Consider the following 16,055-nt stretch of genomic DNA (forward strand, 5'->3'; position numbering starts at 1 on the left):
CAAATTTAAAATCTTTGTTAATTTAAAGTCCATCGAATTTTAATAAATCAACGAATAACGTATATTAATTAATGAAACTAAGTATAGAGTTGGCTTGTGAGAGCAGTCCGGAATGGGTAGAGGCAGTAATGGGAGATTTCGACTCCTTTTTGCAAGACCACGCTAACTGTGAAAGAAAAGCCTCTGCCATGGCCATGAGCTTTGTGGCCAAATACCCGGATCGGGTAGAAATCATCCCTGAGTTAATAGAAACAGGAATTGAGGAGTTGGAGCATTTTCAGGCTGTATATCAGATCATGCAGGAGCGAGGTGTGCAGCTACCCCCAGAAATGGGCCAGGATATTTATGTAAAGAAGCTTATTGACCAGTGCTATACTGATGTGGAAAGAAGGTTTTTGGATCGCTTGTTACTGGCATCGATCATAGAATGTCGTGGTGCGGAGAGGTTCAGGCTGGTGTATGAAGCTTTGCCTGTGGGCGAATTGAAGACATTTTATCATAATTTGTGGGCATCGGAAGCTAAGCATGGCAATATTTTCGTAAAAATGGCCTTAAATTATTTTGATCGGGACCTTACATATAAGAGATTAGAAGAATTGAATTTAATTGAGGCCCAGGTGTTACGGTCTTTGCCACTTAAACCCGCTTTGCATTAATGGAATACTTCAGATACAAAAACAATTTTAAACCAGAGAAAGGGAGCTTGTTAATTTCTGAGCCTTTTCTTCCAGATCCTAATTTTGAGCGTACGGTCATACTTCTGTGCGAGCATAATCAGGATGGTTCATTTGGTTTTGTATTGAATAAAGCATCAGCCGTAATGCTCGACGAGATTATGGATGATGTGGCAGATTTCAATGAAAAGGTTTATATCGGTGGGCCAGTGCAGCAAGATACTTTGCACTTTGTACACCGGCAGCCAAACATAGAAGATAGCATCCAGATAGCCGAAGGGCTTTTTTGGGGAGGTAACTTTGACCAGGTTTTGTCATTGATAGACACAAAGCAGGTGTCAGGCAGTGACTTTCGCTTTTTTGTGGGTTATTCTGGTTGGGGAGAAGGTCAGCTGAACGATGAGCTGCAGGCAGACTCATGGATAGTGGCCAATTATGCTACCTCTGATCTGGTGTTTAATACACACGAAGATGAGCTATGGAAAGTGGTGTTAAAGGAATTAGGAGGGCGTTTTAACGTCTATTCAAATTATCCTATTGACCCACGCTTAAATTGAATGATTTTGTTACATTTACGGTTATACAGTTCGAAAACTGCAAAAAATGGATAAAGAGAAGGATATCAAGGAAGTCGACAACATGAACACTGAACAGGAAGCAGCGAAAGAAGCGCGAGAGCCTGAAGCCAGTGATCAGGAGAAAGCTGACAATCAAGAGTCAGAGAATGAAGTGAATGCTGCTGAAGAAAGCGCGGAAGAGAAAGTTGAAGCCCCTGCTGAGGCGTCAGCCAGTGAAGATGCACCTGAAGAGGAAGCATCAGAGCCAGCTGCACAGGTAGAGGAAGCTACTGAAAAGGCTGAGCCTACTTCCAAAGACAAGCAGCTCAACTCAGAAGAAGACCTCTCCGAAAAAGATCACGAAGACGACCATGATGACCACGATGAGCATGAAGATGTAGACTACAGTAACTTTAACAAAGAGGAACTGGTAGAGCTCATTAAATCTTTAGCCAAAGATGATAACCTACAGAAGGCTGACAGAGTAGCCAAAGAAATAAGACCTTTATTTGAAGAAATCAGAAACCACGAAAGACAGGATGCGCTGGATAAATTTGTGGCCGATGGGGGTGAAGAAGGCGATTTTGATTACAAGCCTACAGAACTAGATAACAGGTTCGACGCTAACTTTAAACTGATCAGAGACCGCAGACAGCAAGACCTGAAGAGTAGAGAGCAGCAGAAGGAAGGCAACCTGAAGAAAAAGCAGGATATATTGGAAAAACTGAGAGAGTTTGTAGACTCTGAAGAGACCAATATCAGCTTTGAAACGTTTAAGAACTTACAGACCGAGTGGAAAGAGATAGGTGCCGTGCCAGGTGCTTACGCTAAAACACTTTGGGCTAACTATAATGCGCTAATAGACAGGTTTTATGATAACAGGAGCATCTACTTTGAGCTTAAAGAGCTGGATAGAAGAAAGAACCTGGATTCTAAAATAGAGCTTTGTGAGCGTGCTGAGAAGCTGAAGGAGTTTGAAAACCTTAAAGATGCTATAAAAGAGCTTAATGAGTTACATCATGAGTTCAAACACATAGGTCCTGTACCAAAAGATGATCAGGAGGCCTTATGGCAGAGATTTAAAGGAGCTTCAGATGCCATCTATGCAAGAAGGAAAGAATATGTAGAGCAGCTTAAAACTGAGCTGGATGCTAACCTGATTGTAAAAGAAAAACTGGCTGATGAAGTGCAGGAATTCTTGAGCTTTGATTCTGATAGAATTAAAGAATGGAACGCTAAGACCAAAGAGATTCTTGATGTACAGAAGAAGTGGGAGGCCACCGGAGGCTTGCCAAGAGCGAAAGCCAAAGAGGTGAACAAGAAGTTCTGGGGTACTTTCAAAACTTTCTTTAATAACAAGAGTGCGTTTTTCAAGAGATTAGATGCGCAGCGCGAGCAGAACCTGGATAAGAAGAAAGTGCTGGTAGCTAAAGCCGCTGAAATTAAAGACAGCAAAGACTGGCAAAAAACTGCAGAACAGTTCAAGCAGCTGCAGAAAGAATGGAAAGAGATTGGCCCTGTTCCTGAAAAGTACAGAGAGTCTATATATAAAGAGTTTAAAGAATCAGCAGATCATTTCTTTGAGAAAAAGAGGTCTAATAACAGTGAGGTAGAGAAGGAGTACGAAGATAACTTAAAGCAGAAGGAAGACATCTGTAACCAGATAGAAGCCCTTGCAGATGGTGATACGGAAGATCTTGATGCCTTAAGAGACCTGCAGGATAAATTCAATGAGATAGGCTTTGTGCCAAGAAGAAGCATAGGTAAGATCAAGAACCGATATGCAGAAGTGGTAGATAAGTTTATCAACAGCATTGAAGGCCTGAGTAAAGAAGATAAGACTGAGATCAAAATCGAAAATCAGGTTAATAAACTGCTTAACGAGCCTAACGCTAACCAGAAGATCTACAGAAAAGAGCAGGCGCTTAGAAAGCAGATCAGCAAGGTGGAAAATGACATAGCCGTTTGGAAAAACAACCTGGAATTTTTTGCAGTTTCTAAAACAGCAGATAAGTTAAAAGATGAATTTAACAACAAGATTAAAGCCGCTAATGATGAGCTTAAACTGCTCAAAAAACAGCTTAAGATCTTAAGAACTGCTACCTGATAAAAAAAATAAAAATTTTTCCGTCTAGTATTTGCAATTAAAATCTGTTGCATTACATTTGCACTCCATTACGACAACAACGGCTCATAAGAGAGCTGAAACGGTCGAAAAAGTGATGGAAAAATAGGCCCCCATAGCTCAGTTGGCCAGAGCAACTGACTTGTAATCAGTAGGTCGTTGGTTCGAATCCGACTGGGGGCTCACAGAAAAAAGCCACTTATAACTTGTAGTTGTAAGTGGCTTTTTTGATTTATGATTAGGTGCTTTTAATATTGATTCGGTTCATGGCGTCGACTTCATTTAATTGATCTAAAATTCATTAAATTTTGTTAAATTGTAATAAAAGAGATCTCGCTATGAGTAACACACAATTACAAAAGTTGGAATTGCTGGAATGGATAGCCTCACTGCAAGATAAATCACTCATTGAAAGACTATCTCAATGGAAAGAGCAACATCAAAGGGTCAGTATTGAGCGATATAACGAGGAGCTTTTGGAGGCTGATAAACAAATTGAACAGGGCAATTTCTTAAGTCATGAGGAAGCGATTAAAGAAGTCGGTTCATGGCGAGAAGAATAGTTTATAGTTCCATTTCATTGAAGTGTTTACTGACCATTTGCTTTCTTCTTATATGTTCAGTTTTATTGGCTCAGAAAACAATCTGTGAATGTGCATCAGATTCACTAATGACTCAGAATATAGGTTGTGGACAGAGCCTGCTAAAGGATGGATCACAGCTGTACTATCAATTTAATTGTGACTCTATTTGGTTAACTCTGGAAACTAATGACTACCAAGAGATTATATTCTCAGGAAGTCAAGAGTTTTACGCCTATCATTATAGATTGGATCCACATCTCGTAAAGGAATTTTCTTCTGCATTATTATTTCGCTATGGCTGCTTGGCTAACGGCCCCTGTAGCTACTTCTTAATAGCTAAGAAGGACGGAACCAGAACTAGGGAGTTCGGTCAATTGATTTATGATGGCACTATTTACAAAGCTTCCATTTTGGTTTATATCTCAGAGAAAATGGACAATACTTTGGAGGTGTACGATGTAGAGCAGCAAAAAACCGTTCAAATCCCATTTGATTTGGCTGGGTTTACTGCTGTTATTCCGCAGCAGCAGTTTACTAAATCGGAGGTGAATGGTGATAATCTCATCTTGACTTATAAAATCTTCCCCAATAGCAACAAGGAAGCAGAGAAAGTATTGATGATCGATTTGGATAATTATTAATCCCGGTGCTGCGCACTCGCTTGGCTCCAGCCGAGTGATCTCTATGCTTTAGGCCCCTGGCCTATATGGCACGAAATGTCCTAACCTTAATACTGAAATGATAGAGAAGTTTTTTTTATTCTTTACAGTGTTTTTCTAATGCGTCTAAAACCATCCAATTATCATCTCCAAGCGAAACGGCTTTATTTAAATCAGCACAAATTTTAGTCAATTCGGATTCTGGTATTTCAGTTTCTTTTGAAGCGATGATTTGAACTTCTTTTGATTTCGATAAAGTGCGACCATTTCCAAGTTCGTATTTTCTTAAAAGTGCAAAAGCTCGATTGGAATAAGCCTTAGTGAAATATGGCTCGATCTCAAGAGTTTTGTTGAAATCTTTGATTGCTTCATCAAATTGAAAGTCATTTAATTTCATAGTGGCTCTTGCGAAATATCCGTCAGCCCAATTTGGTTCTAATTCTATTGCTTTATCTAATTTCTTAATCGCTCCTTTATAGTTTACTTGTTTAAACAACTCTTGAGATTCGTTGTATAATTTAAAAAGTTTATCGTTTACCTTACCCTTTTGGTAAACACCATTCTTAAAAACGTTTTTCCCTTTTATTTCTCCTGTCGAATAGTAAGAAACGGATTCTCCGTCCATTTTTCCGTTTACGAAATTTGTTTGTTGTTTTAATTGTCCGTTTGGATGATACATTTCCCAAATCCCAATTTCTAGTCCATTTTTAAATTCGCCTTTTTGCATCAAAGTTCCGTCTTCGTAAAATCGTTTTTCCATTCCGTTGGGAACTCCATTTATGTATTCAATTTCATCTGATACGTTTCCATTTAAATGATACATTAGACGTTTGCCTTGAAGCTTTCCGTTGAATAAAGTTCCTTCACTTTGTTTTTTTCCTATCAGGTAATAATCAATAAATTTACCAGAATAAGGTGTTGAATTACCTTTTAAATACCAAGCTCCATTTTTTTTAGTCATCAATTTGTTTGTTGGAATTGCTTTTATGCTATCAGGTCTTTTTACATATTCGTTTGTGAAAACATAAATAATTCCGTCCAAATCTTTATATCCAGTTTTCTCAATTGCTTCTTTATTCTTTACAACTTCAACTCTGTTAATTTCATTTTCGGTCAATGTTCCAAAACCTTCTTTGGGTTCTTCTATTATTGGAATTGAATCTACAACGTATAAGAGGTTCTCATTCTGGTTTTGACTGAATCCAATAATTGGTAAAATAGTCAGTAGTAAAATCAGTATTTTGTTTTTCATTCGTTTCTTTTCAGCTTGTTGCCATCATACATAAAAGGGAAGAAAAACATTCCCTTATTGATTTTATGCGTTGAATCTAGCCATTTTATCTAAAAACTCATAGTGAACGGTGGACGGTGTCTGGTAGCCTTTCATAGATTGACTTGACCAACAATAGTGCTCTTATCTTTTAATACCGTGTCAGAGACACTAGTGATCATTGGAAGGCTCGTAGTCGCAGACTACGAACAGCGAGGTCTCAACTTCTTTCGGTATTCCCTATACCATTAGCCAATGACTAATTTCCTAATTGGTTTGAAAAACAGTTAAATTTTTGATAATGTATTCTTTTAAATACATGTCCATAGATTTCTGCATGTTTCGAGAGTAATACCAATTATCAAAGTTTTTGAAGCTTTTTTCAGCTTCATCGAATTTCTTAGCTGTCAGTTCGCACATTTCCTCGAATGAGGAGGCAAGTTCGATTTGATTTAATGTTTTTAAGGCTATTATTATTTCTGAATTATACGAGTTTCCATAGTTGCTGAAATACTGATAGATACCCCCATTTAATATTTGCATATCTAGAATACATACATAATACAAGGTTCTTTCTTGCCTAGATTTTTTAGTAATTGTGATTTTAAATCATTATTCTCTTTTTCAAATGATAAAGCAATGTTGGTAAAAACTCTGTTTATAAGTTTGTATGGTTTTAAACTGTCTGCAATTTCTTTGTTAATGGGTTCCTTTTTATACATCATATTAGTTTGACTAATAGCGTAATTATAAAAAAAATAAAGAAAAATTGTTAATATAGTCATTTTATAAATTGTAATGCATTGTGTCCATATATGGTCTTGCTATTCTAAGTATCACCCAAGGGCGATTAAGGATTTTTAATAACCACGATTTTAAATTTGACACCTGCTTCATTTATTAAAACTCAATCTCTATCAATCCCGTATTTTAGCGTAGTCTTTTGGTATGATCAATAATAGTGCTCTGGCATTTCAATACCGTGTCAGAGACACTCGTGATCATTGGAAAGTTCGTAGTCGCAGACTACGAATAGTAAGGGTGGCTACTGCGCTTAGTTGGCGGTAGTTTTGCCTTTCTTAAAGTTCTCCAATTCCAAGATGAATTCTTGGAGTTTGATATTAAATTTCCTCTTCGTCATACTGATCGAGGCGATTAAGGTACCCGAATCGTTCCAACTCGTCAGAAGATCAGTCGATGCCTTAATATCATAAATTCCTTGTCCTTTGTTTCTTTCTCCTTCAAACATCGGATCTACCACGAAGCAGAGATAAAATTTAATTTCTGAATTATGTTTGAATTGGATAATCCAATGTTCATCATCCCACCATTCGTGATTCGAGTCAATTTCAATAATTTCCCAATTCCTTTTGATGAGTTCTTGTTCAATCTGATATTTATATCCCGATTGTTTTTTCATTGTTATTATCGTCAACGCTCTAGCTATGCACCTTGGCGTGTTTAAGTTCGTATTTTGTTTATCTAAGTAGCAAATTCGAGGCTGGCAAGTAACCACTGAACTATCCTAATCCATTATTATCCATGGAGTTATAGCCCTTGTAAGCGGTATATTTATTCATCATTTAGCGAATTCACACCCTGTTCATTTAGTTTTCTAATTCGGTCTCTCATTGCCTTAACTTGTTCTGGATCATGACCTGTCCAAGCCGTTACTTCCCCAACAATTCTGAATGGCTTTGTAGAACGATACGACATAGATGGATTACCTTTAAATTTTTGGTCAGTCAAATCCGGGTCGTTTTCAATTTCACCAGTAGGCTCAACTAAATAAATTCTTCCTCTACCTTCTCCAATTGAAAGCTCAGCTGCCCAAATTGCCGCATCCAACGTTGCGGTTAGGAATATGTACTTGGCTTTTTTATGTTGCTGATAATTCGTGCTGTAGCCCACTTCTATAAAATCTCCAATTTTCAGGTCAGCTTTCGTGCCGTGAAAATAGGTTTGGGCAAAGGGAGTTGCCGATTTTATATTATTTTTTGCTTCTGCCATTTTCGAATTTCGTTTTAGTTATTTCATTAATTCTTGAATCGAGTAGTGCAATAATCCTTTCACCATCAGAACTATAGTGACCTACTTTCTAACCCTTAACATCCTAGGCCGTCATGCTTGATTATACAATATAAGTGTAGGGTAAGCATCAAATTCCCTTATTTACCTTATTGATGAATCTAAACATTTTATTTAAAAATTCATAGTGAATGAGAGGTGGTGTCTGGTAGTGATTCATTGACTTGAGCAGTAATAGTGCTCTGGCTTTTTAATACCGTGTCAGAAACATGTGATCATTGGAAAGTTCGTAGTCGAAGACTACGCACAGCTAGTGGTGTAGCTTTAATTATTCGCTAATTCAGCCGATTCAATTATCATGACTTTGTCTTCCACTTTCTTAAGTAGAAAAATCAGACTTTGGCCAAACATGGTCACACTTTTCCAGTCCTTCTGTTTTTTTTGTCCAAATGCTACTTCGGCTAGAAATGTGTCATTTACTACATCCGAAAAGAATATTCTTAAGTCAGATTTTTTATTATCTGAAAGCTTTATAAGGTCAAGGTTTTTAGAGATTCTAATTGTGTCATTACTTAAACCGAAGTCATACCTGTTTGCTTTTGAAGTTCTTCTCGGAAAATGAATCCCATTTGGTTCAACGGAATAACTTCTGGCATTACTTGAAAATTCACATCTTTATTATCTGTGAAGCTTTTGAATTGGTCTGTGGTTTTAATTTCGACAATTGCCAGTCGATATAAATCCATACTATTGTCTTGGCAATAAGATAGGAGAGGTAAAGCAAAAAGTACTAAAATGATTAATCTCTTCATCTGGATAGCTACACACAACATCCGTATAAAGGGAAACAAAACATTCCCTTATTTATTTTATGCGTTGAATCTAACCATTTTATCTAAAAACTCATAGTGAACGGTAGATCGTGTCTGGTAGTCTTTCTCAGATTGACTTGGCTAGCAATAATGCTCTGGCTCTTTAATACCGTGTCAGAGACACTCGTGATCATTGGAAAGTTCGTAGTCGGAGACTGCGCACAGCTAGGGCTATCATCCTAACCTAAATACTGAAATAGTAGAGAAAGGGCTGACTTCCCTTAGTTTTACTCATAGTTATTGAAGTGTATCTGTACCTAACCGGCCGAGGCCTCAGTAATAGTCCGCGGCAGAGTTGGGCGACTGCGGGAGGTTGATCCACCTCCAAATATTTAAATCTTAAAACTGGATTATCTTTTATGTTAGAAAAGTTGAGAAGTTCGGACTTATCGTATCCCAGTACTCAGTTCGACTATTTGTGAATTTTTCCATATACTAAACCATCGCATCAATGTATTTTCTCATTTGTTCCTTAGTCAAACCTTGACGTTCAGCTTTTGAAATACGTTTAAGAAGAAGATTGAAGGGTACAATTTTCCGTGGGTAGTTTCTTGGACTAAATTCCCAGGAAACTCTTCTGCTACCAGAGTTAAACTTCTTGCGGTTGTTTATTCTAAGTTTTCTACTATATCTTGAATATGGTCTCATTTTCTCTGCGACATTTCGCCATAACATCCGTATAAAGAGAAACAAAACATTCCCTTATTTATTTTATGCGTTGAATCTAACCATTTTATCTAAAAACTCATAGTGAACGGTAGATCGTGTCTGGTAGTCTTTCTCAGATTGACTTGGCTAGCAATAATGCTCTGGCTCTTTAATACCGTGTCAGAGACACTCGTGATCATTGGAAAGTTCGTAGTCGAAGACTACGCACAGCTAGTGGTGTAGCTTTAATTATTCGCTAATTCAGCCGATTCAATTATCATGACTTTGTCTTCCACTTTCTTAAGTAGAAAAATCAGACTTTGGCCAAACATGGTCACACTTTTCCAGTCCTTCTGTTTTTTTTGTCCAAATGCTACTTCGGCTAGAAATGTGTCATTTACTACATCCGAAAAGAATATTCTTAAGTCAGATTTTTTATTATCTGAAAGCTTTATAAGGTCAAGGTTTTTAGAGATTCTAATTGTGTCATTACTTAAACCGAAGTCAATACCTGTTTGCTTTTGAAATTCTTCTCGGAAAATGAATCCCATTTGGTTCAACGGAATAACTTCTGGCATTACTTGAAAATTCACATCTTTATTATCTGTGAAGCTTTTGAATTGGTCTGTGGTTTTAATTTCGACAATTGCCAGTCGATATAAATCCATACTATTGTCTTGGCAATAAGATAGGAGAGGTAAAGCAAAAAGTACCAAAATGATTAATCTCTTCATCTGGATAGTTACACACCGCGCCAAGCTATGATGAATATGCGCCCCATCTGCTAGATCTGATAATGTTCCTATTTTCCGAATACTTTCCCCAAAGATCAGTTCGCATATTCATTTTTAGCATCTGTTATGTATCTCCATTTTTCTTTTGATCGTTCGTAAAGCGTTCGTTCGTCAATATCCAAAAGATCCAAGTTCTCTTCGACAAAATTTACATACTTTTCTGCCTTTTTATGTTCGTTGAGTTCATGAAAAGCTAATCCAACATAAATGGATGCGGCTAGAGTTTGGCTGTTAGGAAAATTAAAATCAACATCATTGATTAAAAGATTCTTTCCTTCCTCATATTTCCCCTTTTCTATTAAAACGGAAGCTCTCGTTCCTCGGATGTGTTCCGTATTCTGATTGGCGTTATATGCTAGTTCTGAATATTTGTCCGCTTCATCTAATTTATTTATTAACAAGTATTCCCAGGCAATGCCATTGAAAATGTAATTCTTTAACCATGCAAATCTCTCTTCATTAACTAATGGCAATAGTTCTTCCATCAGTTGAACAGCCTTTTCATAGTTGCCAAGTTTCATGTACGCTATACTGAGGTTGATATTTGCAGTTTTTGATCCTTCTGTCTTAGCTTGAAAGTTCTCATAAATAGCAATTGCTTCTCTATATTTTTTCGATTCGAAGAGGTCATAGGCATCAAGTAATTCATTCACTGAACTCAACTCAACCAAATTGGATTTTTTAAGAAACGGAATTCTAAGTATTGATAAACCATCAGAGTAAAGCCTTAAACCTTGATAACTCGAATAGTGAGGAATCAAAACAGAAATTCCAGTCAGCAAATTTGCAAGGACAATAGCAGATGAAAATTGAATTCCATCGGAAGCGTTCGTTGAAAAATCAAATGCTAAAAACAGTATAGAAGCAACAAAAAAGTTTGTTAGAAAGCCTCCAGAAGAGTAACTCAGAAGCCTTAGTCGTATCAACTTCAGATTGTCAAAAGCAGCATATGCAAGTCCAGAGTTGAAATTGGAGTTCAAAATAATCTTAACCCCCTTGAACCTGGTTTCAGCTACCTTATGACCTTTACCTAGTATCATTCTTCTTGGTGTTCCACCGACAATTCGAGCAAATAACAAATGTCCCAATTCGTGAATAAGAATAGCTAGTTTTAACCCAATTAGAAATATCAAAAAGTTAATTCCAATGTTCGCAAGTTTTAAGTATTCACCTCCAATGGCAGCAAAGGAAACTGCAACCGCGAGGATTATCCAGTAACCTTTAGGAATGATCGTGAAGAGTATTTTCTTGTTCAAATTTGCAGTTTATTATGAGTCTTGCGGTGATACATAACATCCGAATAAGGGAAACAAAACATTCCCTTATTTATTTTATGCGATGAATCTAACCATTTTATCTAAAAACTCATAGTGAACGGTAGATGGTGTCTGGTAGTCTTTCTCAGATTGACTTGATCAGCAATAATGCTCTGGCTCTTTAATACCGTGTCAGAGACACTCGTGATCATTGGAAAGTTCGTAGTCGGAGACAACGAATAGCTAGGGGATAAAAACCCATACATTCATTCATAGTATTTGTTAACAGTTTTTACTTTTCACTTCGGTTAAAGAATCTCGATAGAAATCCTTTTTTGATCTTCTTTTCAACGATCCAAATGGGTTCATCAGTTGGCCTTATAATCTTAGAATTGGCACCAAACTTCCCCCAGGCAAAACCTGTCTTTATTGGTTCGTTCGATAGGTCAGCGATTAAAAATGCCTCTGGAAGTTCTATGGTCGATTCAAAATCGTACTCACGTTCATTTCGTTCCATTATTCCGACCTTTTCGTTCCAGATGTCAAATACGATTTGTTCGTGAATTGTATCAAGGTTTGATTCTCCGCCTATACGTCCAAATTCATCCACGTGTTCGATGAATTGTGTTAGGCTGTCAGAGTGCTTTACAATGACGGCAGGGTCGTGGCAGACATAATATACCTGGTTCCAGTTGCCTCTAGAATCAATATCTTGAATCCAAAAATTACCAAATCCATCTCCTGCAAGTTGAATCGAGTTCGGGAAAACTTCTTCAAATCCGAAATGGCCAAACGAGTCAAATCTAACTTCCTCCAAACCATAAAATTCAAAGCCACGACTAAACTTAAGAAGTTCCTCAATTTCAGTTGGTAAGTGTTGGTTCGGCAAAGTCTTTTTGAGTTGTTCTATCTCAGTTTGATCCATGCCTTCAAGCAGATCTACCTTGTATGCATCACCGTCTTCAGATTCATACTGGTTGTCAAGGATGGATTTTAGTTTCTCAGTTGGAGTCATTTTCGTATTGCGAGTATTGCTGGTAACGACTAGCTATGATGAGTGGGATTAGAAACCACTAACCTCTCGTCTCAAACATAGCCACGCATTGATTTAAATTTAAAACTTGTAGCGGACTTTCCAATCCAATCTCCATGTAAATATCCTGACAGAGAAAAACCCATTCAATCCTGGCATATGTTGTGTGTAGTTGATTTTCATTCAATCGTCAGTTTACTTCTAAAGGCCACATTCATCCAAAGAAATAATGTGATTGTCCAGAAAACAGTAAGTACCGCATCATTAGTGAAGTGTTGCCGCCATGATAAGATTAGCGCTAATCCAGCAGCTAGAACAAGTCCATAAGTGAAATATATGGTTGTAATCCATTTTCTAATTCTTGTAACTTTACGTGAAATAATCACAGTAATTATCAATATAGGAATCAACCAGAAATAGCCATAAATCATTCCTAATCCGAGTCCAAATCCATTATTTACTTGGGGATAAAAAATAGCAACCGAGTAGGTAAGACTTAGTAAAAATCCGATTATATAGTATCTGTATTTGTTCAGCTAAATAATTTTTCGATCCTAATTACACACAACGACCATGTATGAGGCGTATGCTCTCACTTTGTGGACAGCACTAAAGTAGTGAAGTCTGCCGGTGCTTCCAAAGTTTGTAGAAAGGCAGTGGGTTCCACAAGTGAAAAAATCCCACGAACTGAAGTTTCCAAACAGCACAAAACTATCTCGGCGGCTGACTCAGTCTGTAGAAAGCACGCAAGCACATGCCTTATACATATTGTTGTGAGGCGTCTATTTCGTCCAATAGTAGAATTCCTTTTCTACGTCTTTAGAAAGTCGCGTAACGTTCCTTCGAAACCAGAAATAAGGCCAAATCAGAGTAAATACAAAAACTACAGCTAGCAAAGGAATTAGAATGTCCAACCGTTCATTGAGTTGTCCCTCAGTTATGGCTACAGTTGGAACGATGATGTTAAAAAGTAGCCCAAAGAGTAAGTAGGTGAAGAATATGTTGTTTGGAATTCTGGTCTCACCAGTTAGAGTAATTCCCGAGTTATTTGGTTCAATGGTTGCATAGGTCGTGGCGTTATTCTTCTGATATATGGAGATTGACTTCCAAATGGTTATTTCGTTTCCTTTTAATTTTCCTTGAAACTTCGTTCTGGGGGTTCCAAAGCCAACTACTGAAGGTGTTTTACCTACTTTTTGTTTAAAAAGGTTTTTGAATGAATCAACCGTTAGAGGAAGTTCCAAGTCAAATGTTTTTTGCAGTCCGATTTTCTTAAAGAAGTTATTTTTCATTTAGCAGATATGCCTCACAACGGTTTGGGTATGGTGCGTATCCCGAAGGGTATGCACTATACCTGTTGTTGTGCTTTCGTTTATTTTTTTCAGTTCAATCACAAGTATTGTTTGTAATCAATTTCTTCGAGTAGAATTCGTTTTTCTTCATCACTTATATTTCCACTCAATTCATTCTTTGCCTTTTCACCTTCTTCGATAATCATCAGCCATTTTTTGTCAGTTAATATGGCTTCAACATCATAGTCATCTTTTTTGGGCGAGTCATATTTGTCGAGTAGTTGATGCCATGCTGCTATCGAGTCAAGTTCCTTTTTTGTTATCCAACCTTTCTTTAATTGAAATTCGTAGTTATTATCGATTCCTAAGTCGTCAAAATAGCTACACATAAATTCCACGAAGGACCAATGTGGATTTGTATTTGATTTATCGACCCAAGACTTTCGTTGAAGTTCAAATGAAGTCAGTTCATTTATACAGCTTAACCATCTGTCTCTCCATAGTTTTTTCTGATTCTGGTTTTCATTCATAAACCGCTGCTCCTTTTAAAATTGTTTTGAAATTTTCCCAAGATGGCTCATCTGCGTTTATGTCCATTTTCATATTATCATAAAAACCTTGAACATCTCCTGTATAAGCTTGCATTGCTTCTAAAAAGTCTTCAAGAGTTGTGTTCTCCCAATTGGATTTATTCTTCTTAAGGTCATTTCTAAACTCTTCTAAAAACTCTATAAATTGAATTCTTGTCATTTGGTTATTCATAATGAAGCACAACATCCGAATAAGGGAGAAAAACATTCCCTTATTTATTTTATGCGTTGAATCTAACCATTTTATTTAAAAGCTCATAGTGAACTGTAGATGCGGGGGCTATCATTGTTGTTGACCCATTATAGCAAAAAAAAAGCCACACCAAAAGCGAATTTCACTTTCAGCGTGGCTTCTAACCATGCACATAATGATGGGTGCTATCCCTGCGTAAACTGTGCTTCTTCTGTGCTTCCTGTCATGGCGGTGGTGGAGGACTTGCCTTGCTGTACAATGTTCTGAACGGTGTCAAAGTATTGCGTGCCTACGAAGGCCTGGTGCTTTACTGCTTTAAAGCCGTCGGCCTGTAGAGTAAATTCTCTTTCCTGTAGCTCGCTGTAGCCTGCCATTCCTCTTTGCTTGTAGGCTCTGGATAGTTCAAACATGGAGGTGTTCAGCGCGTGAAAGCCCGCCAGGGTGATGAACTGAAATTTATAGCCCATCTCAGCCAGCTGTTCTCTGAAAGATTCCATTTCCTTTACGGTGAGCTTAGCGGCCCAGTTAAAAGATGGCGAGCAGTTGTAGGCCAGCATTTGCTCCGGATATTTCGCATGAATGGCTTGGGCAAACTCACGGGCCAGGCCAAGATCAGGGTTAGAGGTTTCCATCCATAAAAGGTCAGCGTAGGGAGCATAGCTTAATGCCCGGTCAATGCCCTGCTTTATGCCATTATGAACCTCATAAAATCCTTCGCTGGTGCGTATGCCTTTAATGAACTTATGGTCACGAATATCTACGTCTGAGGTGATCAGGTTGGCGGCTTCAGCATCGGTGCGGGCAATGAGTAGGGTAGGTGTACCCATAACATCTGCTGCCAGTCGGGCTGCTACCAGCTTGTTAATGGCTTCTTGGGTAGGTACCAGTACCTTGCCGCCCAAATGACCACATTTTTTAGCTGATGACAGCTGATCTTCAAAATGCACCCCGGAAGCTCCGGCTTCTATCATCATCTTCATCAGTTCAAAGGCATTTAGATTACCACCAAAGCCCGCCTCGGCATCTGCAATAATGGGTACCATCCAATCAATATTAGACTCACCAGTTACGCTTTGGATTTGATCCCGGCGCATCAGAGCATTATTGATGTTTCTCACCACCTTCGGTACTGAGTCTGCCGGGTAGAGCGACTGATCAGGGTACATTTCTCCAGCCAGGTTAGCATCGGCGGCTACCTGCCAGCCGCTAAGGTAGATGGCTTCCAGGCCAGCGGTTACTTCTTGTATGGCCTGGTTGCCGGTAAGGGCGCCAAGACCAGCTACAAATGGTTGTGTATTAAGCTTTTGCCATAACTTCTCTGCGCCTAAACGAGCCAGCGTGTGCTCTACTAACACTGATCCGCGTAAAGCCACCACGTCTTCAGCTGTATATGGTCTTTTAATGTTTTTCCAGCGAGGATTAGACATCCAGTCGCTATATATCTGTTCTATTTGATCTTCTTTTGTCATCGTAAATGCAT

Annotated in this window: 17 protein-coding genes and 1 tRNA gene; 6 read left to right on the forward strand and 12 right to left on the reverse strand. The window is 38.1% G+C overall.

All coding sequences use genetic code 11. From position 1 onward, the window contains the following. Positions 1-71 precede the first annotated feature (71 nt). The 6 genes from LVD16_RS13450 to LVD16_RS13475 all read left to right on the forward strand — a co-directional run bounded on the left by LVD16_RS13450 (position 72) and on the right by LVD16_RS13475 (position 4,581). On the forward strand, positions 72-656 hold the full coding sequence (locus LVD16_RS13450) for a MiaE family protein (protein ID WP_233774465.1): 585 nt from the start codon (positions 72-74) through the stop codon (positions 654-656). After that, complete coding sequence (locus LVD16_RS13455) at positions 656-1,231, forward strand: YqgE/AlgH family protein (RefSeq protein WP_233774466.1); 576 nt, start codon at positions 656-658, stop codon at positions 1,229-1,231. The genes LVD16_RS13450 and LVD16_RS13455 overlap by 1 nt, the downstream gene beginning before the upstream one ends. Positions 1,232-1,277: 46 nt before the next feature. Further along, positions 1,278-3,338: a DUF349 domain-containing protein gene (locus tag LVD16_RS13460; protein WP_233774467.1), complete on the forward strand. Its 2,061-nt coding sequence runs from the start codon at positions 1,278-1,280 to the stop codon at positions 3,336-3,338. A gap of 127 nt (positions 3,339-3,465) precedes the next feature. Next, a tRNA-Thr gene (locus tag LVD16_RS13465) sits at positions 3,466-3,539 on the forward strand. 155 nt (positions 3,540-3,694) lie between these two features. After that, positions 3,695-3,919 (forward strand): hypothetical protein, encoded by a 225-nt coding sequence (locus tag LVD16_RS13470; RefSeq protein WP_233774468.1) that lies wholly within the window; start codon positions 3,695-3,697, stop codon positions 3,917-3,919. Positions 3,920-4,026: 107 nt separating this feature from the next. After that, the gene (locus LVD16_RS13475; RefSeq protein ID WP_233774469.1) at positions 4,027-4,581 is read left to right on the forward strand and encodes a hypothetical protein; all 555 of its coding nucleotides are present in this window, start codon (positions 4,027-4,029) and stop codon (positions 4,579-4,581) included. A gap of 115 nt (positions 4,582-4,696) precedes the next feature. Here the strand turns inward: LVD16_RS13475 and LVD16_RS13480 are convergent, their stop codons facing one another. The 12 genes from LVD16_RS13480 to aceA form a co-directional block, all read right to left on the reverse strand. Continuing rightward, positions 4,697-5,851: a hypothetical protein gene (locus LVD16_RS13480; RefSeq protein WP_233774470.1), complete on the reverse strand. Its 1,155-nt coding sequence runs from the start codon at positions 5,849-5,851 to the stop codon at positions 4,697-4,699. Between the two features lie 285 nt (positions 5,852-6,136). Continuing rightward, entirely contained in the window at positions 6,137-6,472 is a 336-nt protein-coding gene (locus LVD16_RS13485; protein ID WP_306309405.1) for a DMP19 family protein, read from the reverse strand. Between the two features lie 451 nt (positions 6,473-6,923). Next, positions 6,924-7,289, reverse strand: a complete 366-nt coding sequence (locus tag LVD16_RS13490; RefSeq protein WP_233774472.1) for a hypothetical protein — start codon at positions 7,287-7,289, stop codon at positions 6,924-6,926. A gap of 152 nt (positions 7,290-7,441) precedes the next feature. After that, the gene (gene arr, locus LVD16_RS13495) at positions 7,442-7,879 is read right to left on the reverse strand and encodes an NAD(+)--rifampin ADP-ribosyltransferase (protein ID WP_233774473.1); all 438 of its coding nucleotides are present in this window, start codon (positions 7,877-7,879) and stop codon (positions 7,442-7,444) included. A gap of 590 nt (positions 7,880-8,469) precedes the next feature. Beyond that, positions 8,470-8,709, reverse strand: a complete 240-nt coding sequence (locus tag LVD16_RS13500) for a hypothetical protein (protein WP_233774474.1) — start codon at positions 8,707-8,709, stop codon at positions 8,470-8,472. A gap of 953 nt (positions 8,710-9,662) precedes the next feature. Then, positions 9,663-10,151, reverse strand: a complete 489-nt coding sequence (locus tag LVD16_RS13505; RefSeq protein WP_233774475.1) for a hypothetical protein — start codon at positions 10,149-10,151, stop codon at positions 9,663-9,665. A 95-nt stretch (positions 10,152-10,246) separates the two neighbouring features. Further along, positions 10,247-11,467 (reverse strand): tetratricopeptide repeat protein, encoded by a 1,221-nt coding sequence (locus LVD16_RS13510; RefSeq protein WP_233774476.1) that lies wholly within the window; start codon positions 11,465-11,467, stop codon positions 10,247-10,249. A 292-nt stretch (positions 11,468-11,759) separates the two neighbouring features. After that, the gene (locus LVD16_RS13515; protein WP_233774477.1) at positions 11,760-12,482 is read right to left on the reverse strand and encodes an SMI1/KNR4 family protein; all 723 of its coding nucleotides are present in this window, start codon (positions 12,480-12,482) and stop codon (positions 11,760-11,762) included. Between the two features lie 800 nt (positions 12,483-13,282). Then, a complete protein-coding gene (locus LVD16_RS13520; protein ID WP_233774478.1) occupies positions 13,283-13,744 on the reverse strand; it encodes a hypothetical protein in 462 nt (153 codons plus the stop codon). Positions 13,745-13,890: 146 nt separating this feature from the next. After that, positions 13,891-14,322 (reverse strand): hypothetical protein, encoded by a 432-nt coding sequence (locus LVD16_RS13525; protein WP_233774479.1) that lies wholly within the window; start codon positions 14,320-14,322, stop codon positions 13,891-13,893. Continuing rightward, the gene (locus LVD16_RS13530) at positions 14,315-14,542 is read right to left on the reverse strand and encodes a DUF7660 family protein (RefSeq protein ID WP_233774480.1); all 228 of its coding nucleotides are present in this window, start codon (positions 14,540-14,542) and stop codon (positions 14,315-14,317) included. The genes LVD16_RS13525 and LVD16_RS13530 overlap by 8 nt, the downstream gene beginning before the upstream one ends. A gap of 218 nt (positions 14,543-14,760) precedes the next feature. After that, the gene (gene aceA, locus LVD16_RS13535) at positions 14,761-16,044 is read right to left on the reverse strand and encodes an isocitrate lyase (RefSeq protein WP_233774481.1); all 1,284 of its coding nucleotides are present in this window, start codon (positions 16,042-16,044) and stop codon (positions 14,761-14,763) included. Positions 16,045-16,055: the final 11 nt, after the last annotated feature.

Source organism: Fulvivirga ligni (genome assembly GCF_021389935.1).
GTDB lineage: Bacteria > Bacteroidota > Bacteroidia > Cytophagales > Cyclobacteriaceae > Fulvivirga > Fulvivirga ligni.

What these genes read in the sequence shown, in the direction of transcription:
- LVD16_RS13515 (WP_233774477.1), bottom strand. Translation starts at nt 12,482, where the DNA reads ATGACTCCAACTGAGAAACTAAAATCCATCCTTGACAACCAGTATGAA.
- LVD16_RS13505 (WP_233774475.1), bottom strand. Translation starts at nt 10,151, where the DNA reads ATGAAGAGATTAATCATTTTGGTACTTTTTGCTTTACCTCTCCTATCT.
- LVD16_RS13480 (WP_233774470.1), bottom strand. Translation starts at nt 5,851, where the DNA reads ATGAAAAACAAAATACTGATTTTACTACTGACTATTTTACCAATTATT.
- LVD16_RS13455 (WP_233774466.1), top strand. Translation starts at nt 656, where the DNA reads ATGGAATACTTCAGATACAAAAACAATTTTAAACCAGAGAAAGGGAGC.
- LVD16_RS13470 (WP_233774468.1), top strand. Translation starts at nt 3,695, where the DNA reads ATGAGTAACACACAATTACAAAAGTTGGAATTGCTGGAATGGATAGCC.
- LVD16_RS13450 (WP_233774465.1), top strand. Translation starts at nt 72, where the DNA reads ATGAAACTAAGTATAGAGTTGGCTTGTGAGAGCAGTCCGGAATGGGTA.
- LVD16_RS13500 (WP_233774474.1), bottom strand. Translation starts at nt 8,709, where the DNA reads ATGAAGAGATTAATCATTTTAGTACTTTTTGCTTTACCTCTCCTATCT.
- arr (WP_233774473.1), bottom strand. Translation starts at nt 7,879, where the DNA reads ATGGCAGAAGCAAAAAATAATATAAAATCGGCAACTCCCTTTGCCCAA.
- LVD16_RS13460 (WP_233774467.1), top strand. Translation starts at nt 1,278, where the DNA reads ATGGATAAAGAGAAGGATATCAAGGAAGTCGACAACATGAACACTGAA.
- LVD16_RS13525 (WP_233774479.1), bottom strand. Translation starts at nt 14,322, where the DNA reads ATGAATGAAAACCAGAATCAGAAAAAACTATGGAGAGACAGATGGTTA.
- aceA (WP_233774481.1), bottom strand. Translation starts at nt 16,044, where the DNA reads ATGACAAAAGAAGATCAAATAGAACAGATATATAGCGACTGGATGTCT.
- LVD16_RS13530 (WP_233774480.1), bottom strand. Translation starts at nt 14,542, where the DNA reads ATGACAAGAATTCAATTTATAGAGTTTTTAGAAGAGTTTAGAAATGAC.
- LVD16_RS13475 (WP_233774469.1), top strand. Translation starts at nt 4,027, where the DNA reads ATGACTCAGAATATAGGTTGTGGACAGAGCCTGCTAAAGGATGGATCA.
- LVD16_RS13490 (WP_233774472.1), bottom strand. Translation starts at nt 7,289, where the DNA reads ATGAAAAAACAATCGGGATATAAATATCAGATTGAACAAGAACTCATC.